The organism is Pedobacter sp., from assembly GCF_041662865.1.
Lineage (GTDB): Bacteria > Bacteroidota > Bacteroidia > Sphingobacteriales > Sphingobacteriaceae > Pedobacter.
Genome location: NZ_JBAZRL010000007.1, coordinates 20,906 through 42,564, shown reverse-complemented (window position 1 = coordinate 42,564; position 21,659 = coordinate 20,906). Strand labels below are relative to the sequence as shown.

General features: G+C 33.0%; 20 protein-coding genes. All 20 read left to right on the top strand.

Going from position 1 to position 21,659, the window contains the following annotated elements:
* The first annotated feature begins 62 nt into the window (after nt 1-62).
* The gene (locus tag WC622_RS04115; protein WP_372817567.1) at nt 63-914 is read left to right on the top strand and encodes a UDP-2,3-diacylglucosamine diphosphatase; all 852 of its coding nucleotides are present in this window, start codon (nt 63-65) and stop codon (nt 912-914) included.
* Between the two features lie 112 nt (nt 915-1,026).
* Entirely contained in the window at nt 1,027-2,013 is a 987-nt protein-coding gene (locus tag WC622_RS04110; protein ID WP_372817565.1) for a glycosyltransferase family protein, read from the top strand.
* 30 nt (nt 2,014-2,043) lie between these two features.
* Nucleotides 2,044-3,024, top strand: coding sequence for a DUF6427 family protein (locus WC622_RS04105; RefSeq protein WP_372817564.1), 981 nt, complete (start codon nt 2,044-2,046; stop codon nt 3,022-3,024).
* 80 nt (nt 3,025-3,104) lie between these two features.
* Nucleotides 3,105-3,842 carry a type III pantothenate kinase gene (locus tag WC622_RS04100; protein ID WP_372817562.1) on the top strand — a complete coding sequence of 246 codons (738 nt, stop codon included), beginning with the start codon at nt 3,105-3,107 and terminating at the stop codon, nt 3,840-3,842.
* On the top strand, nt 3,823-5,154 hold the full coding sequence (locus tag WC622_RS04095; RefSeq protein WP_372817560.1) for a hypothetical protein: 1,332 nt from the start codon (nt 3,823-3,825) through the stop codon (nt 5,152-5,154). The genes WC622_RS04100 and WC622_RS04095 overlap by 20 nt, the downstream gene beginning before the upstream one ends.
* On the top strand, nt 5,154-5,729 hold the full coding sequence (locus WC622_RS04090) for a hypothetical protein (RefSeq protein ID WP_372817558.1): 576 nt from the start codon (nt 5,154-5,156) through the stop codon (nt 5,727-5,729). Before WC622_RS04095 ends, WC622_RS04090 begins: the two co-directional genes overlap by 1 nt.
* 158 nt (nt 5,730-5,887) lie before the next feature.
* Nucleotides 5,888-7,966 (top strand): SurA N-terminal domain-containing protein, encoded by a 2,079-nt coding sequence (locus WC622_RS04085; RefSeq protein WP_372817557.1) that lies wholly within the window; start codon nt 5,888-5,890, stop codon nt 7,964-7,966.
* 65 nt (nt 7,967-8,031) lie between these two features.
* On the top strand, nt 8,032-8,547 hold the full coding sequence (locus tag WC622_RS04080; RefSeq protein ID WP_372817555.1) for a DUF2480 family protein: 516 nt from the start codon (nt 8,032-8,034) through the stop codon (nt 8,545-8,547).
* A gap of 33 nt (nt 8,548-8,580) precedes the next feature.
* Nucleotides 8,581-9,351: a DUF3108 domain-containing protein gene (locus tag WC622_RS04075; RefSeq protein ID WP_372817553.1), complete on the top strand. Its 771-nt coding sequence runs from the start codon at nt 8,581-8,583 to the stop codon at nt 9,349-9,351.
* 8 nt (nt 9,352-9,359) lie between these two features.
* Nucleotides 9,360-9,926 carry a DUF3109 family protein gene (locus WC622_RS04070; RefSeq protein ID WP_372817551.1) on the top strand — a complete coding sequence of 189 codons (567 nt, stop codon included), beginning with the start codon at nt 9,360-9,362 and terminating at the stop codon, nt 9,924-9,926.
* Nucleotides 9,927-9,961: 35 nt separating this feature from the next.
* Nucleotides 9,962-10,822 carry a glucose-1-phosphate thymidylyltransferase RfbA gene (gene rfbA, locus WC622_RS04065; protein WP_372817549.1) on the top strand — a complete coding sequence of 287 codons (861 nt, stop codon included), beginning with the start codon at nt 9,962-9,964 and terminating at the stop codon, nt 10,820-10,822.
* A 65-nt stretch (nt 10,823-10,887) separates the two neighbouring features.
* The gene (gene gmd / locus WC622_RS04060; RefSeq protein ID WP_372817547.1) at nt 10,888-12,024 is read left to right on the top strand and encodes a GDP-mannose 4,6-dehydratase; all 1,137 of its coding nucleotides are present in this window, start codon (nt 10,888-10,890) and stop codon (nt 12,022-12,024) included.
* 19 nt (nt 12,025-12,043) lie between these two features.
* Entirely contained in the window at nt 12,044-14,500 is a 2,457-nt protein-coding gene (locus WC622_RS04055; RefSeq protein WP_372817545.1) for an SLBB domain-containing protein, read from the top strand.
* A gap of 83 nt (nt 14,501-14,583) precedes the next feature.
* Nucleotides 14,584-15,660, top strand: coding sequence for a lipopolysaccharide biosynthesis protein (locus WC622_RS04050; protein ID WP_372817544.1), 1,077 nt, complete (start codon nt 14,584-14,586; stop codon nt 15,658-15,660).
* Nucleotides 15,661-15,753: 93 nt separating this feature from the next.
* Nucleotides 15,754-16,875, top strand: coding sequence for a UDP-N-acetylglucosamine 4,6-dehydratase (locus WC622_RS04045; protein WP_372817542.1), 1,122 nt, complete (start codon nt 15,754-15,756; stop codon nt 16,873-16,875).
* A gap of 1 nt (nt 16,876) precedes the next feature.
* Nucleotides 16,877-18,028, top strand: coding sequence for a LegC family aminotransferase (locus WC622_RS04040; RefSeq protein ID WP_372817540.1), 1,152 nt, complete (start codon nt 16,877-16,879; stop codon nt 18,026-18,028).
* Nucleotides 18,029-18,094: 66 nt separating this feature from the next.
* Nucleotides 18,095-19,105, top strand: coding sequence for an N-acetylneuraminate synthase (neuB, locus tag WC622_RS04035; protein WP_372817538.1), 1,011 nt, complete (start codon nt 18,095-18,097; stop codon nt 19,103-19,105).
* On the top strand, nt 19,102-20,214 hold the full coding sequence (gene neuC, locus WC622_RS04030) for a UDP-N-acetylglucosamine 2-epimerase (RefSeq protein WP_372817536.1): 1,113 nt from the start codon (nt 19,102-19,104) through the stop codon (nt 20,212-20,214). Before neuB ends, neuC begins: the two co-directional genes overlap by 4 nt.
* Nucleotides 20,214-21,269: a sugar phosphate nucleotidyltransferase gene (locus WC622_RS04025; protein WP_372817534.1), complete on the top strand. Its 1,056-nt coding sequence runs from the start codon at nt 20,214-20,216 to the stop codon at nt 21,267-21,269. Before neuC ends, WC622_RS04025 begins: the two co-directional genes overlap by 1 nt.
* 1 nt (nt 21,270) lies before the next feature.
* On the top strand, nt 21,271-21,659 hold a 389-nt coding region (locus WC622_RS04020; RefSeq protein ID WP_372817532.1), incomplete at its 3' end, for a cytidylyltransferase domain-containing protein.

The following is a 21,659-nucleotide window of genomic DNA, read 5'->3' as shown; positions in this document are numbered from 1 at the left end:
TTTATCCCATCGAATATCGCTTATTTAATAGGCAAGGCATTTTATCCCCAAAAAATTAGGTTATGGAAAAGAGAGAAGTAGAAATTGCTGTAATTTCTGATGTTCACTTAGGTACCTATGGCTGTCACGCTAAAGAGCTGCTGAAATACCTTAAAAGTATCAAACCAAAAATGATTATCCTAAATGGTGATATTATTGATATTTGGCAATTTAGTAAAAGGTACTGGCCTGAAACACACATGAAAATTATTCGTAAACTCATGAAATTTGTGGTTGAAGGCGTTCCTGTATATTATTTAACAGGTAATCATGATGAGCTTTTGCGCAAGTTCGCAGATATGCACATGGGCGCATTTCATTTGCAAAACAAATTGGTTTTAGAACTAGATGGTAAAAAAGCATGGTTTTTTCATGGTGACATTTTTGATGTAACCATGCAACATTCTAAATGGTTAGCTAAATTAGGTGCAGTTGGTTACGATAGTTTAATTCTGATTAACAGCATGGTGAATTGGTGCTTAGCGTTATTTGGAAGAGAGAAAATGAGCTTTTCTCAAAAAGTAAAAGCAAAGTTTAAGGATGCAGTAAAATTCATCAATAGTTTTGAGCAAACTGCTGCGGATTTAGCAATAGAAAAAGGATATGAATATGTAGTTTGTGGACATATTCATCAGCCAGAAATGCGTGAAATTACTACAGAAGATGGAAAAGTAATGTATTTAAATAGTGGCGATTGGGTAGAGAGTTTAACTGCTTTGGAGTACAATAATAAAGAATGGAAGATTTTTAACTATGAATCTAAAGATTTTGAAAAGGATGAAGTTGAACAGGGCATATTATCGGATAGTGAAGATCTACACAGTAAACTAGATATTAACACATTATTACAAAAGATTAAATTAGAAATTGTCTAAAGCATAAAACCATCATGATTATACAAATTACAAACGGAAAGAATAAAAATCATGATAGCTTCATTTCCATTAAACTATAAATATTACTGAAAAATACTGATATTAGGAGCGGATGAAGATACTTTATGCAATTCAAGGCACTGGTAACGGACATATTAGCAGGGCAAGAGAAATTATTCCCTTGTTACAACAGTATGGCGACTTAGATATTCTAATTTCTGGCACACAAGCCGATGTTAAATTAACGCAGGAAGTAAAATATCAGTTGCATGGTTTTAGCTTTATTTTTGGTAAAAAAGGTGGTGTAGATCATTTTAAAACATGGCGTAATATGAATTTGCCAAGGTTTATAAAAGACATGAAAGCCGTCCCTTTAAAAGACTATAATCTAATTATTAATGATTTTGAACCAGTAACAGCCTGGGCTTGCAAAAATCAAGGATTGGAAAGTGTTTCTTTAAGTCATCAGGCTGCATTTAAATCTAAAAAAGTACCAAGACCTAAAACAATTGATTGGGGGAAGATCATTTTAAGTCATTATGCTCCAACCACTCACCATATTGGTTTTCACTTCGAAAAATACGATGATTTCATTTATACACCAGTAATTAGAAGTGAAATTAGAAACTTACAATCAACAAATTTAGGACATTACACAGTCTATCTTCCGGCAGTTGATGATAAACATTTGGTTAAAATATTGAATCAATTTCCTTCAACTAAATGGGAAGTTTTTTCGAAACATACAAAAACAGCTTATAACGATGGAAATGTGTTTGTGGAACCCGTAAACAATGAAAAATTTAATCAAAGCATGGCCAGTTGTGAGGGTTTATTTACTGGTGGAGGATTTGAAGGGCCAGCTGAAGCATTATTTTTAGGAAAGAAATTATTGGTTGCACCAATGAGATTTCAGTACGAACAACAATGCAACGCCTATGCCTTAAAGCAATTAGGATTACCTGTAATTTGGGGAAGTAATAAAAATTGGTTGCCCATTTTGAAAGACTTTATAACTAACCCACAAGAACATCAATTCAATTTTCCAGATGAAACGGCATCAATTATTGATAAAATGGTAAAGAATTTTGCCAGATAAATTTCTTTACTTTGCCTCTAGCATACAGGCATGATCAATCAATTTAGAAATTTAAACCCAGTTAATCTTTTAATATTAGCCGCATACACGATATTCATGCGATTGGCTATTTTATTTAATTTGCCCGATCACTTAAATTTTGAATTTTTAGAGTCTTACACTAAATTTTTTATCCAAATTCCATTAACAAGCTCTTTTTCGCCTGCAGTAAATATCTTTTTTGCAACTAGTATTACGTTTATTCAAGCTATATTATTTAATAGGATAATTAATAACCATGGTTTGTTAGCTAAACCAAGTTACTTGCCAGCGTTGCTTTATATTACTTCATCAAGCTTATTCTTACAATTTTTAATTCTTAGCCCGCCGCTAATTTGTAATTTTCTATTGATTTGGATCATGGATAAGTTTCTGAAAATTGGCAAAACACCAAATGCCATGATGGCCATGTTTGATGTGGGAATGATTATCGCCCTGGGTACTTTAATTTATTTCCCTTTTATTGTGCTGTTAATTATGCTTTGGCTTAGCTTATTACTATATCGCTCCTTTAATTGGAGAGAATGGATTGCTGGATTTATTGGATTTTTAACCCTGTTTTTCTTTGTTGCTGTATTCTATTATTGGAATGATAATATCACTCAGTTTTATAAAATTTGGAGACCATTAGTGAACAAATTTCCATCGACACTTAAAATCAATTTCAACGATTATTTAGTCCTCTTCCCTATAAGTGTAATTATGATATTGGCTGCCCTTCAGCTTCGTGAAAACTTTTTTAGGAGTTTTATTAGTACGAGGAAAGCATTTCAGATGTTATTTTTCATGTTTATAATTGCAATTATTAGTTTTTATACAAAACCAGATTTCAGAGTTTATCATTTCCTATTAAGTGTTCCGCCAGGAGCAGTACTATTGGCGTATTATTTTTCGAATGCCAAAAAGCGTTGGTTTTATGAATCGCTGTTTGCTGTATTGGTACTTTGCATCCAGTATTTTTTGTTTGTTTAACCTTTTTTAACAATTTGACAGCTTAAAACTTGCTAAAGATTAATAGCTTTGTGCCATGAAGTCTATCCTTGGTAGCACTAATGCATAATCTGGTAATAGATATAGGAAATACAAATAGTAAACTGGCCGTTTTTAATCAGAAAGAGCTAGTGCACTATGAGCGATTAAATGAGCTAGATGAAACTAGTTTAAAAGGCTTAATTGAAAAGTATCAGATACAGAATGCTACAGTTTCAAGTGTAAATAAAGAGATAAAAGAGCTGAGCGACTATTTAAAACAACTCGTAAACTATATCCCTTTCACTACAGAAATAAAAGGTAAAATAAGGAATAACTATCAAACATTAAGCACTTTAGGCTTAGATAGATGGGCAAAAGTAATAGCGGCGCATTGTTTATATCCTAACGAAAACTGTTTTATGATAGATGCAGGAACTTGCATTACCTACGATGTGTTAACTGCTACAAATGAATACTTTGGAGGAAGTATAAGCTTAGGAATAAAAATGCGATTTGAAGCGTTAAACCATTATACTGGCAGATTACCACTTGTGAATTGGAAGAGCGATGAAAATAATATTCCAGAAGGTACAGATACTATTAATGCCATTAAAAACGGTGTTTTACAAGGGATTTTGAATGAGGTTGAAGGTTTTATATCCCTAGAAAATAAAAAGAATAAAAACCTTAAAGTAATTATTACCGGCGGTGATGCCGATTTTTTGAACATCCAATTAAAAAATAGCATCTTTGCCACCCAAATTATATATGAACCATATTTGGTTTTAAAAGGATTAAATGAAGTTATTACATTATAATATGTACCATAAATTAAAATACACACTTGCTGTTTGTCTATTGTTAACGAGTATAATTGCAAATGCACAAGTTACTGTACAATCACCATATTCTAAATTTGGCGTAGGTAATATAAAAGGTTCAATGTTGCCACAATATAGAGCAATGGGAGGAATATCTACAGCAGTTTATAAGCCTGGTTTCTTTAACAATATCAACATACAAAACCCTGCTTCATATGCCGGTATTAATGCAACCACGTTAGATATTGGTATGAGTGGAAACATTACAGAGTTAAAAAATAGTACTCAAACAGAAAATAGCTTTAATGCTACATTGAGCCATGTTGCTTTAGCTTTTCCGGTAAGTAAAAAGTCGGCATTGAGTTTTGGCATATTACCATATTCTGAATTGGGTTATAACTTTAAAAACACAGTAAACGTAGGAACTACAACAGCTAATACTAAAACCGTTGATTATAAATATAATGGTGAAGGTGGTTTAACTAAAGCTTATTTAGGTTATGGTATTCAATTTGGAGATCATTTTAGAGTGGGTGCTAATGCAGAATATTTGTTCGGTAATTTATCAGAAAACAGATCTACAGAATACGTAAACGATCCTGGAAGTATTAATTCACGTATGCAAACTAAAAATAGTGTTGGTGGTGTTAGTTTTTCTTATGGCGCACAATATGATTTTAGATTGGATAACAAAACATCGTTAGTATTAGGTTATTCTGGCTCTTCTTCATCAAAAATCAATTTGAAAAACAGTCAGGTAGTTACTCAATATTTTAATGATGCATCTGGCAACGAGCAAACGGCATTAGATACACTTTTACTAGTAGAAAATAGCCCCACAAATTTAAAATTACCTTTGATACATAATTTTGGTATCAGCATACAAAAAGATAATAAATGGATGGTGGGGGCAGATTACCGCATGGGTAAATGGTCTAATCTTTCTATCGATAATGTAAACCAAGGTTTACAAGATACTTACGGAGTTTCTGTAGGTGGACAATTTACTCCTGATGTTAGTGCAATTAATGGTTACTTTAAAAGAGTTGATTATAGATTGGGTTTTCAGTATGATAAAACCTATATCCAAATGAATAATCAAGATATTAAGCAAATGGCTGTTACTTTTGGGTTTGGTTTACCACTAGCATCATACAGTAGAGGTACTTTTTATAAAATGAATTTGACTGCCGAATTAGGTAAAAGAGGTACTGTGAGTAATGGATTATTGCAAGAAAAATATATCAATATTCATTTAGGATTTGTACTGAATGATAGCAGTTGGTTCCAAAGGTTTAGATTTGACTAATGAAAACGTCGGGTATTAAATCTGGCATTTTAATTCTCTTTCTAGTGCAATTAATGGTCTTATCATCTTGTAATGATGATGATTTGAAAAATGCAACTTCTATTTCTGCCAAAAAAATAACGTTAAGTACAGATCGTTCCTACGGTGTTGAAATAATTTATAGCGATTCTGCAAAAGTAAAAGCTAAAGGGTACGCCCCAATTTTAGATAAAGTTACTCCATCTGAAGGCGCAATGTATAATGAAATGCCAAAGGGAGTTAAAATAGAGTTCTTTAATGAGTTCCTTAAACCTACTGGAACCATTACATCTGGCTACGCAATTAATAAGCAAACGGATAAAATCACCATCTTCAGAAAAAATGTAATTGTAGTAAATGATCAAATTACTTTTACGACAGAAGAATTGATATGGGATGAAAATAAACGAATGTATTCATCTCCATATGGTACAGTAACCGCAAAAGATGGAAGCGTAATCACAGGAACAGAATTTACAGCGCCACAAGATTTTAGTACCTATAAGATAATTCAAGCATCTGGAACAACTTACGTAAAGGGCGATTTAACACCGTAAATCTATAATTAATTGAGCCGGGTAATTGCTTAGTTCTATGCAAGTTTCACTATAAAGATCAAATAAAATTTAATGTTTTCTAATTAGTTGCAAATTTGTATCTTGCGCCCTCTTAAAAAAAAATATAAAATAAGAATAATATGGGATTAATGACATTCATGCGTACCAAGATGGGGTATTTTCTAGTTGGAGGTATTGCAGTGGTATTGGCGTTATTTGTTTTAGAACCTTTGCTTCAGCACAGTTCTTCACTTTTTGGTTCATCTAGAAACACCGTTGGCTCAATAGATGGTGAGGAAATCAAATACGAAGAGTTTAACCCGAAAGTAGAGCAAAGTGTTGCACAATTCAAGCAACAATATGGTGGCAGTGTAAATGCACAAATGCAAGCTATGGCTGTAGATAATGCATGGCAATCTGAAGTTGCAAGCAAGCTTTTAACTAAAGAATATGCACGTTTAGGTTTAAGTATATCTGGTGATGAATTATTTGATTTGTTACAAGGTAAAAATCCTAGCCCGTTAATTGTACAATATTTTGGTAATCAACAAACAGGACAAGTAGATCGTTCTGCAGTTTTAAGTTCGTTAAAAGCACAACAAAAAGATCCAAAGCTAAAACAGCAATGGGATATGTTGCAGGCAGAAATAGAAAAGCAAGCTTTGCAACAAAAATATGTTAATCTTGTTCGTAATTCTGTATACGTTACTTCTTTAGAGGCTAACGATGAATACAGCAACCGTAATAAATTGGCTAACTTCAAGTTTGTTAATTTAGATTACAGCTCCATTTTAGACGCTGCGGTAAAACTAACAGATGCAGATTATCAGGCATATTATGATGCGAATAAAAAACGCTTTGATAACCCGAATGAAACTCGTGGATTTGAATATGTTCATTTCAGTATTAAACCAACAGCTGCAGACAGTGCAGTAGTAAAAACTCAAATAGAAAAATTAGCAGCAGACTTTAGAACTACGCCAAATGATTCATTATTTGCAGCAAATAATTCTGATGTAAAAGTTCCTTATACTTATATAGCTAAAGGAAAATTAGATCCAGCAGTAGATTCTGTAATTTTCAATTATCCTGCAGGTAGTTATTATGGCCCTGTTTTATCAGGTAATTCATATAAATTAGTTAAAGTAATCGATACTCGTTTTTCACCGGATTCAGTAAAAGCAAGTCATATTCTAATTGACCCAACTAAAGTTGGTGGAGAAGCTGCTGCATTTAAAATGGCAGACTCTTTAAAATCATTAGCTCAAGGTGGTAGCAATTTCGGAGAATTGGCTAAGAAATATAGTGTTGATGGTTCTAAAGATAAAGGTGGAGACTTAGGCACATTTGCTCGTAATACAATGGTAGCTGAATTTGAAAATGCTGCTTTTAATGGTAAAACTGGTGACATTAAAGTGGTTAAATCTCAATTTGGAATTCATGTGATTAAAATTGAAAAACAAATTGGTTCTTCAAGAGTAGCTAAACTTGCTTATATAGAGAAAAGTTTAACACCAAGCTCTAAAACTAGAGATGCTGCTTATAAAAAAGCAATCAACTTCTTAAATGAAGTGAAAGCGGCTAATTTTAGCTCTTTAGCTCAACAAAAAGGATATACAGTTGCAGTAGCAGATAAAATAACTCCAACTCAAGGTTACGCTCCAGGATTAGATAGTCCTCGTCCGTTAATTAGAGATGCTTACGAAGCAGAAAAAGGAGATGTATTACCACAAGTATATACTATGGAAGATGGTTTTGTAGTAGCTCATTTAACAGATGTAAAGACAAAAGGTCAGCTGTCATTAGAAGATGTTAAAAAACAAATTCAACCAATGGTGATGAATGCTGTAAAAGCTAAATTGTTAACCGATAAAATTAATAAAGCTTTAACGGGTACAAGTTCAATAGATCAAGTAGCTTCAAAACTAGGAAAAACTGTAACACCTGTTCAGAATATGGTATTTGCTAACCCTATTATTCCAGGTTTAGCTCAAGAAAACAAAGTTGTAGGAACTGTATTTGGATCTCAAGTTGGTAAATTATCTAAACCAGTTGCCGGAGAAAAAGGTGTATATGTATTTGTGGTGGATGTATTTGCTAATCCTGCACCAATCGATAACATGTTCAAACAAAAAGAAACAATGCTATTAGGAATCACGCAACGCTCTTTAGGCGCAGCTTTTCAAGCATTACAAGATAAAAGTGAGATAAAAGACAATAGAGTGAAATTCTATTAATCTTATTTGCGTAATTTTGTAACCGTTCTAACATTAGTTAGAGCGGTTTTTTATTTTTGGGAACCATGGATATTCAAGAAAACATCGTTAATAAAGTAGCCTCAAGTGGTTTAGTCACCTTAAATTTAGAGGAGTATTTCCACAAAGGAGAACGGTTGGTGTATGATATTAAAGACAATCTTTTTCATGGATTGATCTTAAAGGAACAAGATTTTAGAGCATTTATAAAAGAACATAACTGGGGAAAATATCAAAATAAAAACATCGCAATTATTTGCAGCGCTGATGCAATTGTACCTACTTGGGCTTATATGTTATTAGCAAATAGAATGAAACCTTTTGCAAATGAAATAGTTTTTGGCAATTTAGAAACTCTAGAAACAGTGCTCTATACAAAAGCATTGGCTAAAATTAAAATTAATGAATTTGCTGGAGAGCGTGTGGTAATTAAGGGATGTGCAGATTTAGAGGTGCCAGTTTCTGCTTATGTAGAAATTACTGCTTTATTAACCCCAGTGGTTAAAAGTATTATGTATGGAGAGCCATGTTCTACCGTTCCAATTTACAAACGAAAGGACTAACAATTTTGGAGTGCTTTTTGTTTGCACGTCGTTATGAGAAAACTAATTTTATTTCTAGCCCTTGGTTTAATTGGATTTAGTAGTTCAGCACAAGAGTTACCTCTAAAAAAAGACCCCATCTTTAAAGAAGGAGAAGTATTAAGTTATAAGCTAAAATATGGTTTTATTACTGCTGCAGAAGCAACTATAAAAGTAATGAGCTCTGATGTCAAGTTTGATAATAAACCTGTATATAGACTTGTTGTAGATGCGCAAACATCGGGTACTTTTGATATATTTTATAAAGTAAGAGATCATTATGATTCGTACATTGATAAAACAGATTTAACACCATATTTTTATCAAGAGAATATTCGCGAGGCGAGCTACCGCAGACAAGATAAAGCTAGATTTTATCAAGATTCTAAAAAAGTAGTTGCTAATAAAGGAACTTTCGCTACACCAACTACTCAAACTTTCGATTTAGTTTCTGCTTATTATTTTTCTCGTAGTCTTGATATTGCTAAATTAAAGATAGGGGATAAATTTAAGCTCAATTATTTTTTGAGTGATGAAATTTCTCAGCTAGAGATTCAGTATGTGGGCAAAGAAACTATTAAAAGTAAATTGGGTACAATAAGATGCTTAAAATTTAGTCCGTCTATTAAACCTGGCCGTATCTTTAAAAAGGATAGTAAACTGTATCTTTGGATTACTGATGACGGTAACAGGGTGCCTGTCAAAGCTGAAGTAGAAATTTTAGTGGGTTCAGTTACCTTAGAAATTAAATCTGCCGAAGGATTAAAATATCCAATAGGTAAATAATTAACTAGATGATAGAAGTACAGGGTGCTTTAGTGCATGAAGATGTAATTAGTGAAAGCTTTGTGTGCAATTTAAGCAAGTGCAAAGGAATTTGTTGTGTAGAGGGCGATGCAGGTGCTCCATTAGAAATGGCAGAGACAGCTATTTTAGCAGAAATTTATCCTAAAATAAAACATTTATTAGCTCCGAAAGGTATAAAGGCCATTGAAGAGCAAGGAACTTCAGTGTTAGATGCAGATGGAGACTTGACCACACCATGTGTCGATGGGCATAAAGAATGTGCTTATGTAACTTTCGAGAATGGAATTACAAAATGCGCAATTGAAAAAGCATATGAACAAGGCTTGGTGGATTGGAAAAAACCTATTTCTTGTCATTTATATCCGATACGAATTACCAACTACCCAGAATTTGATGTGCTAAATTATGACAGGTGGCACATTTGCCATGATGCTTGTACTTTTGGTAGAGAACTTAAAGTGCCTGTTTATCAGTTCCTGAAAGAGCCGTTAATTAGAAAATATGGCTTAGAATGGTATACCGAATTAGAAAATAGTGTAAATTCAACAGAGTAAATATATAAAGCAAAAACGATCTCATATCCATTACAATGAAAGGAATAATCTTAGCTGGCGGTAGCGGAACACGCTTACATCCATTAACACTTGCATGTAGCAAACAAATGATGCCGGTTTATGATAAACCGATGATTTATTATCCACTATCTACTTTAATGTTAGCCGGAATAAAGGAAGTTTTAATTATTTCTACACCACATGACTTACCAAACTTTGAAAAATTACTAGGAGATGGGGCTAATTTAGGCTGTAAATTTAGCTATGCCGTACAACATGAACCTAATGGCTTAGCTCAGGCTTTTGTAATTGGCGAAGAATTTATTGGAAAAGATAAAGTGGCTTTAGTACTTGGTGATAATATTTTTCATGGAGATGGAATGGCAAAGTTACTTCAAGCTAGCTCAGACCCTGATGGCGGCGTAGTATTTGCTTATCAGGTTTCCGATCCAGAAAGATATGGTGTTGTAGAATTTGATAAAGATAAAAATGCTATATCTATTGAAGAAAAGCCAAATCAACCTAAATCAGATTATGCTGTGCCAGGCTTATATTTTTATGATAATTCTGTAGTTGAAATTGCTAAAAATATTAAACCATCACCTCGTGGGGAATATGAAATTACTGATGTGAATAAAGTTTATTTAGAAAGAGGAAAATTAAAAGTAGGTGTGTTAAGTAGGGGAACAGCTTGGTTAGATACGGGAACTTTTACCTCATTAATGCAAGCAGGTCAATTTGTTCAAATCATCGAAGAACGCCAAGGTTTAAAAATTGGATGCATTGAAGAAATAGCCTATCGAATGGGCTTCATTAATGATGAGCAATTGAGAAAAATCGCTACACCATTGGTAAAAAGTGGATATGGGGAATATTTGCTAAGAATCATTAAGTGATTAATTTTCTATCAGAGAAAATTAATCAGTATGTTTGCAATTGTGAAAAACCTCTTAATTAATCTATGAAAGTCGCACTTATTACAGGAGTTACAGGTCAAGACGGGGCTTATTTAGCCGAGTTTTTATTGAAAAAAGGATATTTTGTACACGGTATCAAAAGACGTTCGTCTTTGTTCAATACTGATCGAATAGATCATTTATATCAGGATCAGCATGAGAATAATGTTCATTTCAAATTGCATTATGGCGATTTAACGGATTCTACAAATCTTATTCGCATTATTCAAGAAACGCAGCCAGATGAAATTTATAATTTGGCAGCTATGAGTCATGTTCAAGTAAGTTTTGAAATGCCTGAATATACTGCTAATGCAGATGGCATTGGAACTTTGAGGTTATTAGAAGCGGTTAGAATATTAGGTCTTACTCAGAAAACAAAAATTTATCAGGCTTCTACCTCAGAATTATATGGCTTAGTTCAAGCTGTACCTCAAAGTGAAACTACGCCATTTTATCCACGTTCTCCGTATGCAGTAGCTAAAATTTATGGCTATTGGATTACAGTGAACTATCGTGAAGCTTATGGTATGTTCGCTTGCAATGGCATTCTATTTAATCATGAAAGTCCATTAAGAGGAGAAACTTTTGTAACACGTAAAATTACTAGGGCAGCTTGTAAAATAGCTCTAGGATTGCAAAATTGCCTTTATCTAGGCAATCTTTCCGCTCAACGTGATTGGGGACATGCAAAAGATTATATCGAGGCCATGTGGTTAATTCTACAACAAGAAAAAGCAGAAGATTTTGTAATTGCCACAGGAGTTACTACCACGGTACGTGATTTTGTTCGCATGAGTTTTGCAGAGTTGGGTATTGATATAGAGTTTAGTGGAAAAGATGCAAATGAACAAGGTGTAATTATCGATATCGATCAATCAAAGGTTGAAGGCTTAGGTTTAAACGTAGAAAGCTTAAAACTGGGCATGACTGTTGTTAAAGTAGATCCGAAATACTTTAGGCCAACTGAAGTAGATTTGTTATTGGGTGACCCTACGAAATCAAAAACTCAATTAGGGTGGGAACCTAAATATGATCTGCCAGCATTGGTAAAAGATATGATGCAAGCTGATTTGCATTTGATGAAAAAGGATGAATATTTAAAACAAGGGGAGTTTAAAACTCTAAATTATTTTGAATAAATTAATCTTACAGACACCTATGAAAAAAAACATACTTCAGTTATTTGCAATTTTGCTGATTATCTTAAACTTTAGCACTACTGTTTTAGCACAAAATAATTATGCAAATATAAAAGTAGATGAGCTATCCGATACGCGGATTTTAGAAATCATGAAACAAGCAGAGTCAGTTGGTTTTACAAGTGAAGCTCAATTGGAACAAATGGCCTTAGCTCGTGGAATGAAAGCTGAAGAGGTAAGAAAATTTAAACTACGTGTAAAGAAACTTCGCAATCAAAATAATACTGATCAAGCTTCCTCAACTAGTAGAACCTATAATGATGCCGCTCTTAATGTAGATACCGTTGGAATAAATAAGAAAGAGGAAGATTTCGCTCCTAAGATTTTTGGCTCAGATTTATTTCGCAATGGGAATATTACTTTTGAACCAAATTTACGTATCGCTACGCCAAGAGGATATATTATTGGACCGGATGATAAACTAATAATTGATTTAACTGGAGATAATGAAAAAACATATAACTTACAGGTAAGTCCTGAAGGTGTTATTAATTTAGAATTTGTAGGAAGAATTGCTGTTGGTGGTTTAAGTATAGACCAGGCTACTTCTAAAATTCGGTCGTTAATGTCTTCAACATATCCCGCATTACGTTCTGGTCGTACAAGCTTAGCCGTTAATTTAGGAAATATCAGAAGTATAAAAGTAACCATTACAGGCCAAGTTGTTAAAGCTGGTACTTACACTATTTCATCGCTATCAACTGTTTATAATGCTCTAGGCGCTTCTGGTGGCCCATCTACAAATGGGTCATATCGTAACATTCAAGTAATAAGAAACAATAAAATTGTTTCTACAATAGATGTTTATGATTTCCTACTAGGCGGTATTCAAAAGGATAATATTCGTCTGCAAGATCAGGATGTAATTTACATACCAGTATTTGAAAAAAGAGTTGAAATACAAGGAGAGGTTGTTCAACCTGCTTTGTTTGAAGTTAAAAATGGAGAAAGTTTGGAAGATGTAATCAATTTTGCAAGTGGTTTCACTACAAAAGCATATACTGCCCAAATTAAAAGCTTTCAAAATACAGATAAGGAACGTCGCATTAGCGATATTTCCTCAACAAAATTTGCTACATTTATTCCAAAAAATGGAGATGTTTATTTAGTAGAACCTATTTTAGATCGTTTTGAAAATCGTGTAGAAATTGCAGGAGCAGTCTTTAGACCTGGGCAATATGAATTGGAAAAAGGTTTGACCTTAAAAGCTTTAATTACTAAAGCAGCTGGGTTAACAGAAGATGCTTTTTTAAATAGAGGATACATTAATCGCTTAAATGCTGATAATACTCCAAGTTTACTTTCATTTGATGTAGCTAAACTGATGAATGGAACTATTTCAGACATCCCTTTACAACGTGAAGACAAGGTGACAATTTCGTCAATATTTGACTTACGTGATGAATATAAAATTACAATTCAAGGAGAAGTAAGAGCACCAGGCATATTCAATTACGCAGATAGTATGAGTTTAGAATCGGTTATTCAAATGGCTGGAGGTTTCAAAGAAGGTGCTACTGCTAAACGAATTGAGATTTCTAGAAGAATCAAAAATAGTGATGCTAGTTCGGCATCTGCTCGTACAGCGCAAGTTATAACGGTTAATGTAGATCAAAATTTGAAAATTTTAGGAAATAATGTCATCTTAAGACCTTTTGATGTAATTTCTGTTCGTAGTTCTTCTGGATATCAAGTACAAAAACAAGTAACAATAGAAGGAGAAGTATTATACCCAGGCCCCTATACAATTATAAAAAAGAATGAGCGAATATCTGATGTGATTAAACGAGCAGGGGGGCTAACGCCATTGGCTTACACAGATGGAGCTTCATTAAAACGACCTGGTGCTGAAAAAGTTAATCCAGAAGACAAAAATGCTATTAATAATAAAGAAGAAGAGGAAAGAAAACTGCTAAGTTTAAAACGAATACAAGAAACGGGAGTAAAAGATACACTAGCGGCAGAAGTAGAACAAAAGCTTATTCAATCTGATTTAGTTGGGATTAATTTGACTGCAATTCTAGATAAGCCTCTTTCTAAGCAAGACCTTATCATGGAAGATGGTGATGTAATTCGTATTCCACGTCAATTGCAAGTTGTTAAAGTTACAGGAGAAGTGCTTAGTCCGAATAGCATTGTTTATTTAACTGGTAAGAGTTTTAGAGACTATGTAAATGGCGCAGGTGGTTTTACAGATAAAGCACTTAAAAATAAGGCTTATGTAAAATATGCTAATGGAACTGCGGCTGGTGCGAAGAAATTCTTGTTCTTTAATAATTACCCTAGAATTAAGCCAGGAGCAGAAATTTTTGTTCCAAAAAGAGCAGAAAAAGAGCGTTTAAATGCACAAGCATGGATTGGAATTGGGACGGCAATAGCCTCGTTGGGAGCAATTTTGGTAAGTTTGCTGAAATAAATTGTGTTAGAAAGCTTTTATGCACGAAAAAAATCCTCAAAAGATAGTATTCCATCATATTTATAAACTAACTTGTTAAGTAAATGACAGCTGATAATCAGAGTAAAACTTCAGATGAAATAACTTTAAAGGAACTTCTAATCAAATTAGGAAATGGGGTTCGTTTTTTACTATCAAAGTGGTTTATTATTTTATTTTTTGGCATTGTAGGAAGCGTTTTTGGCTATTATTATGCCACAAAAAAAAGACCAATTTATACCGCCACTACTAATTTTGTATTAGAAGATGGGTCGTCTCAGGGAGGATTAGGCAATATTGGAAGTTTAGCATCCATTGCAGGAATTAGTTTAGGAAGCGGTGGTGGTGATCTTTTTCATGGCGATAACATCATTAAACTTTACAAATCACGAAAAATGGTTAAAGAAACCTTATTAAGTGAAGTAGATTTTAATGGCAAGAAAAAACTATTGATTGATACTTATATTGAAATTAATGATTTGAGAACTAATTGGAAAGATAAACCGAACTTAAAGAATATTAATTTTAAAGAAGCCGCAACAGAGAAAAACCGTATTAGAGATAGTATCATTTCCAATATTGTACTAGATATCAATAAAAATTATCTCTTCGTTGATAAACCAGATCCTGAATTAAGTATCATTAAAGTTGACGTAAAATCGAAAAATGAATTCTTTGCAAAAGCATTTAATGATCAAATTGTAAAAAATGTGAATGATTTTTATGTGCAGACCAAAACAAAGAAATCAATCGATAATGTAAATATTTTACAACATAAAACGGATTCGGTTAGGTTAGTAATGAATGGAGCCATATATACAGCTGCAAAAGTTACAGATGCTACACCCAATTTAAACCCTACAAGACTTTCACAACGCGTGGCACCAGTACAAAGAGCACAATTTTCTGCCGAAACAAATAAGGCCATTCTAGCAGAATTCTTAAAGAATTTAGAATTGTCTAAAATCACATTGCTAAAAGAAACACCACTAATACAGGTAATCGATGAGCCAATATTTCCATTACAAGTAGAGAGATTTGGCAAAATAAAAGGCGCATTGCTAGGCGGAATATTGTTTGGTTTTTTGGTAATATTTTTTCTAGTGGCGAGCAGAATATTGAGAAAAATTCTCGCCAATTGACTTTATCCTCTTATACAGTATAACTGCATGAATATATTACAGCTAATCGGTAGAACTAAAGAACTATTTAAGGAAGATATCTCTACTTATAGTGTGCAATTAAAAGAAATTGTAAGTGCATCAAAATTTTTAGTGATCGGCGGAGCTGGATCAATTGGACAAGCTGTTACCAAAGAAATTTTTAAAAGGAATCCTAAAAAGCTGCATGTTGTAGATATTAGTGAAAACAATATGGTAGAGCTCGTGCGTGATATTAGGAGTACTTACGGATATATTGATGGCGACTTTCAAACTTTTGCTTTAGATATTGGTTCCATAGAATATGATGCATTTATTGAGGCAGATGGCAAATATGATTATGTTTTAAATTTATCAGCTTTAAAACATGTACGTAGTGAAAAAGATCCCTATACTTTAATGCGGATGATAGATGTAAACATTTTCAATACTGAAAAAACTGTTAACCAATCTATTGCAAGTGGAGTTAAAAAATATTTTTGTGTTTCAACTGACAAAGCTGCAAATCCAGCAAATATGATGGGAGCTTCAAAACGGATTATGGAAATGTTTTTAATGCGTAAAAGTGAAGAAATTGAAATTTCTACAGCTCGTTTTGCCAATGTTGCCTTTTCTGATGGATCTTTGCTTCATGGCTTTAATCAACGCATTCAAAAACAGCAACCAATCGTTGCTCCAAATGATATTAAACGTTATTTCGTAATACCTAAAGAATCAGGTGAATTGTGTTTAATGTCTTGTGTTTTTGGCGAAAATAGAGATATATTCTTTCCTAAATTGAGTGAAGATTTACACTTAATTACATTCGCAAACATTGCTATTAAATATTTAAATGAAATAGGTTATGAACCATATCTATGTTCCACAGAACATGAAGCTAGGGAACTAATGAAAACTCTCCCTCAAGAGAAAAAATGGCCATGTTTATTTACTTCAAGTGATACTACTGGTGAAAAAGATTTTGAAGAATTTTATACGGTGGATGAAACCCTAGATATGGATAGATTTGAAAATTTAGGGATTATTAAAAATGAACTTGAATTTAAAAATGAAAAGCTCAACTATTTCACAAAAGCAATATCAGATTTAAAGGATAGTAAAAAGTGGTCAAAAGAAAATATTATAGATGTTTTTCATCAAATGATTCCGAATTTTGAGCATAAAGAAACAGGTAAGTACTTAGATGCAAAGATGTAGTATGAAAAGTACGTTTAAAGATATAGCAAATTTTATTAAAGGACAGTTTCCAAATCAAGATTTTATTCCTTTGCATTCACCATTGTTTATTGGAAATGAACGAAAATATGTAAACGATACCCTTGATTCTACTTTTGTTTCTTCAGTTGGCAGTTATGTTAATCGTTTTGAAGAAATGATGTGTGAAATAACTGGAGCAAAATATGCCATTGCTATTGTAAATGGTACAAATGCTCTGCACATGGCGCTCTTGTTGGCTGATGTTCAAGATGGGGATGAGGTACTTTCCCAAAGTTTAACATTTATTGCTACCTGTAATGCTATTAGCTACATAGGTGCTAGCCCTTTATTTCTAGATATTGATTTAGATACTTTGGGCTTGTCGCCTTCTGCAATCAGCAGATTTTTAGAAGCAAGCGCTGAAATAGGAAATGATGGCTTTACTTATAACAAGCATACAGGAAAAAGGATAAAGGCATGTGTGCCAATGCATACATTTGGCCTTCCTTGCCGCATTGATGAAATAGCAGAAATTTGTGAAAAGTGGAATATTACTCTAATAGAGGATGCAGCAGAGTCTTTAGGTAGTTATTATAAAGATAAACATACTGGTGTTTTTGGTAAGATTGGAACATTTAGCTTTAATGGAAATAAAACCGTAACAAGCGGTGGAGGCGGTGCTTTAGTCACAAATGATTTAGCATTAGCTTCAAAAGCTAAGCATTTAACTACTCAAGCAAAGGTTGCGCACCCATGGGCATTTGTGCATGATGCAATTGGATACAATTACAGAATGCCTAATTTAAATGCGGCTCTTGCTTGTGCTCAATTAGAGCAACTATCTAAATTCGTTGAAAATAAAAGAGAACTGGCTAAAATATATCAGGAAAAATTTGCAGAAACAACTATTCGGTTTGTGCCAGAAATAGCAAATGCAAAAGCTAATTATTGGCTAAATGCTATTTTGTTAAATGATAAAGAACAACAGCAAGAATTTCTAGGTTACATGAATACTAATGGTGTTATGGCTAGGCCTGTTTGGGAACTTATGCATAGGTTACCTATGTTTAAAGGCGCTGAAAAACAAAGTCTGAAAAATAGTGAATGGATTGCTGATCGATTGGTTAATATACCAAGTAGCGTAAGATTGTAATATAAATTACAAGTAATTTTAAAGGATGATTAATAGTTTTGGTAACCCAGCAAAAAAAATAGAAAGATGAGAACATTAATCATTGCAGAAGCAGGAGTTAACCATAATGGCAACATTGAATTGGCAAAAAGGCTAATAGATGCTGCTGCTAAAGCTGGTGTAGATTATGTTAAATTTCAAACTTTTAAAGCATCAAAGCTAGTTAGCAAAGATGCTATTAAGGCTGATTATCAAAATCAAAACACCAATAATGTTAAAGAAAATCAATTGCAAATGTTGCAAAATTTGGAACTTTCAATACGGGATCATCACGAACTTATTGCTTACTGTAATTTAAGAAACGTTAACTTTTTTTCTACTGCATTTGACCTAGATAGTTTAATTTTTTTGCAAGAATTAGGCTTAAAATTATTTAAAATCCCTTCGGGTGAGTTAACTAATTTACCATATTTGAGAAAAGTGGCTTCAATAGCAAATGAGATAATTCTTTCAACAGGAATGAGTACAATGAGAGAAATAGGAGATGCAATAGCAGTTTTAAGGTCTATTTCCAATGCAAAAATATCGATTTTACATTGTAATACTGAATACCCAACACCCTTTCAAGATGTAAATCTTTTGGCAATGAATAATATTAAAAAAGAATTCAATGTTGAAGTTGGTTATTCTGACCATACACTTGGTATAGAGGTACCTATTGCCGCAGTGGCATTAGGTGCAATTATCATTGAAAAACACTTTACCTTAGATCGTTCTTTACCTGGCCCTGATCATGCGGCATCTCTAGAACCTAGAGAACTTGATGCAATGGTTAAGGCAATTCGTAATATAGAACTTTCTTTAGGATCGGCAGTTAAAACACCTAGCCCATCTGAACTAAAGAACATCTCTATTGCCAGAAAAAGCATACATTTAAGTGTAGATAAAAAAAAGGGAGATAGGCTTATTGCAGAAGATTTAGAAATGCTTAGACCAGGAGATGGAATTTCTCCAATGAAAATGGATGAGGTTATTGGAAGAGTAGTTAACGTAGATCTAGTTGCCGGGCATAAATTAAATATCAATGATTTAATATGATGAAGATCGGAATATTAACGAGCTCAAGAGCGGACTTTGGTATTTATTTACCTCTTTTAAAAAAATTAAGGGCTGATACTGACTTTAATCTGAATATAATTGCATTTGGTACTCATTTATCTGGTTTTCATGATAATACCATTGAAATTATTAGATCAGCAAATTTCGAAGTAAAATATACGGTAGAATCGATGTTGCTTACAGATAGCCCTAATGCAATTGGTACGGCACTTGGTTTAACAACAGTAAAATTTGCGGATTTTTGGAAAAACCATAAGAATGAATTTGATTTAGTATTTTGCCTAGGAGATCGTTATGAGATGTTTGCTGCCGTTGTTGCCGGAATTCCATTTCAAATTCCATTTGCGCATATTCATGGTGGTGAAACCACTTTGGGAGCAATAGATAATATTTTTAGACATACAATTTCATTAGCATCTAAATATCATTTTGTATCTACCGCAGCGCATGCCCATAGGGTAAGCGAGCTTACAGCAAACAAAAATAATATTTATAATGTAGGTGCACTGAGCTTAGATAATGTAACCGATATAGACCTATTAAGCACAAATGAGTTTCATGAAAAATGGGGAATTGATTTAAATGCTCCCACTATTCTTACAACTTTCCATCCAGAAACTGTTGCAATGGAAGAAAATGAAAGTTATGCACGTGAACTTGTAAAAGTGTTGAATAATTTAACAAATTATCAAATATTGGTAACTATGCCAAATACAGATACTGCTGGCAGTATTATCCGTAAAATACTAATTGATAATTTTAACAATAGTAAACATGTATTTCTCATCGAAAACTTAGGCCCACAAAGCTATTTTACAGCGATGAAGTACTGTTCATTTTTAATGGGAAATACATCGAGCGGAATAATAGAAGCTGCTTCATTTGATAAATATGTTATTAACCTTGGTAATCGTCAAAAAGGAAGAGCATATGGTGATAATATTATACAGGTACCTATTAATGCTAAAGAAATTGAAAAAGCTATAAGACTTATTGAGAAAGAAAATACTTACAAGGGATTAAATATTTATTATAAATCCAATACTGCAGATCAAATTGTACAAGTACTCAAAGCAATAAAAAGCTAATGCAAAGTCATAATCAACACGTTGTAAGTTATAAACAAGAAGCAAGGGATGCACTACGTGCGATTGATATTCTAGATGAAAATGTAAGTAGGACTCTTTTTGTTGTGAATGAGAGTAATAGATTGGTAGGATCACTAACTGATGGTGATATCAGAAGAGGATTATTAAATGGATTAGAGATTTCTCAGCTCATCGAAATGTTCATGAATGTTAATTTTAAATTCTTGAAAGATTCAAATGATAATTTATCATTGATTAAAGAGTATGGAAAATCTGGCATAAACCTAATACCGCTTATTGATGATGATTATCAATTATTAGAAATCGTCGATTTAAAAAAAATAAAAACAAGGCTTCCAGTTACTGCTTTAGTAATGGCTGGAGGAAGAGGAGAAAGATTAAGACCATTAACTGAAGGTACCCCTAAACCAATGTTGAAAATAGGAAATAAGCCTATTATAGAACATAATATTGATAGGTTGATTAACTATGGGGTTAAGGACATCTACATTAGCGTAAAGTACCTTAAAGAACAAATTATGAATTATTTCGGAAATGGAGAATCCAAAGGTATAAATATTTATTATGTTGAAGAAGAAGAGGCTCTTGGAACAATTGGAGCATTAAGTTATATTAATGATTCAAATTACGAGGACATTTTAGTTATGAACTCTGATTTGTTAACTAACATTGATTTTGAAGATTTTTATAGCTTTTATAAATCAAACAATGCAAAAATGGCATTAGCAAGTGTGCCTTACCATGTAAATATTCCATATGCTGTGCTTGAAACAACAGGGCATGTAATTTCGTCTTTCTCTGAAAAGCCAAGTTATACTTACTATTCTAATGGAGGTATTTATTTAATGAAATTAAAATTAAAGGAACTTTTTAAAAAGGGGACATTCTTTAATGCAACCGATCTAATGGATAAAGTAATTGAAAATCAACCAAATTCGCTAATTCATTATCCATTGTTAGGTTACTGGCTAGATATTGGTAAACACCAAGATTTCATGAAGGCGCAAGAAGATATAAAGCACGTTAATTTTTAATATGAAAACGCTATATTTAATTCCTGCACGAGGTGGTTCAAAAGGGATTCCAAAAAAAAATATCAAGTTGCTGGATGGGAAACCCTTAATTTATTATAGCATAGATATTGCAAGGAAATTTGCAGCTGATAAAGATATTTGTGTATCAAGTGATAATGATGAAATTATTGATGTTGTTGAAAAATATGGTCTTGCAGTACCTTTTAAAAGACCAGACCACTTAAGTGAAGATCAATCAGGAAGTAATGAAGTTTTACAACATGTTATAACGTTCTTTAAAAATCAAGGTAGAGAATATGATAATATAATGTTACTTCAACCTACCTCTCCTTTTAGGACGCCCAAACATATTAGAGAGATTTTAAGTTGTTATGAAGACGATTTAGACAT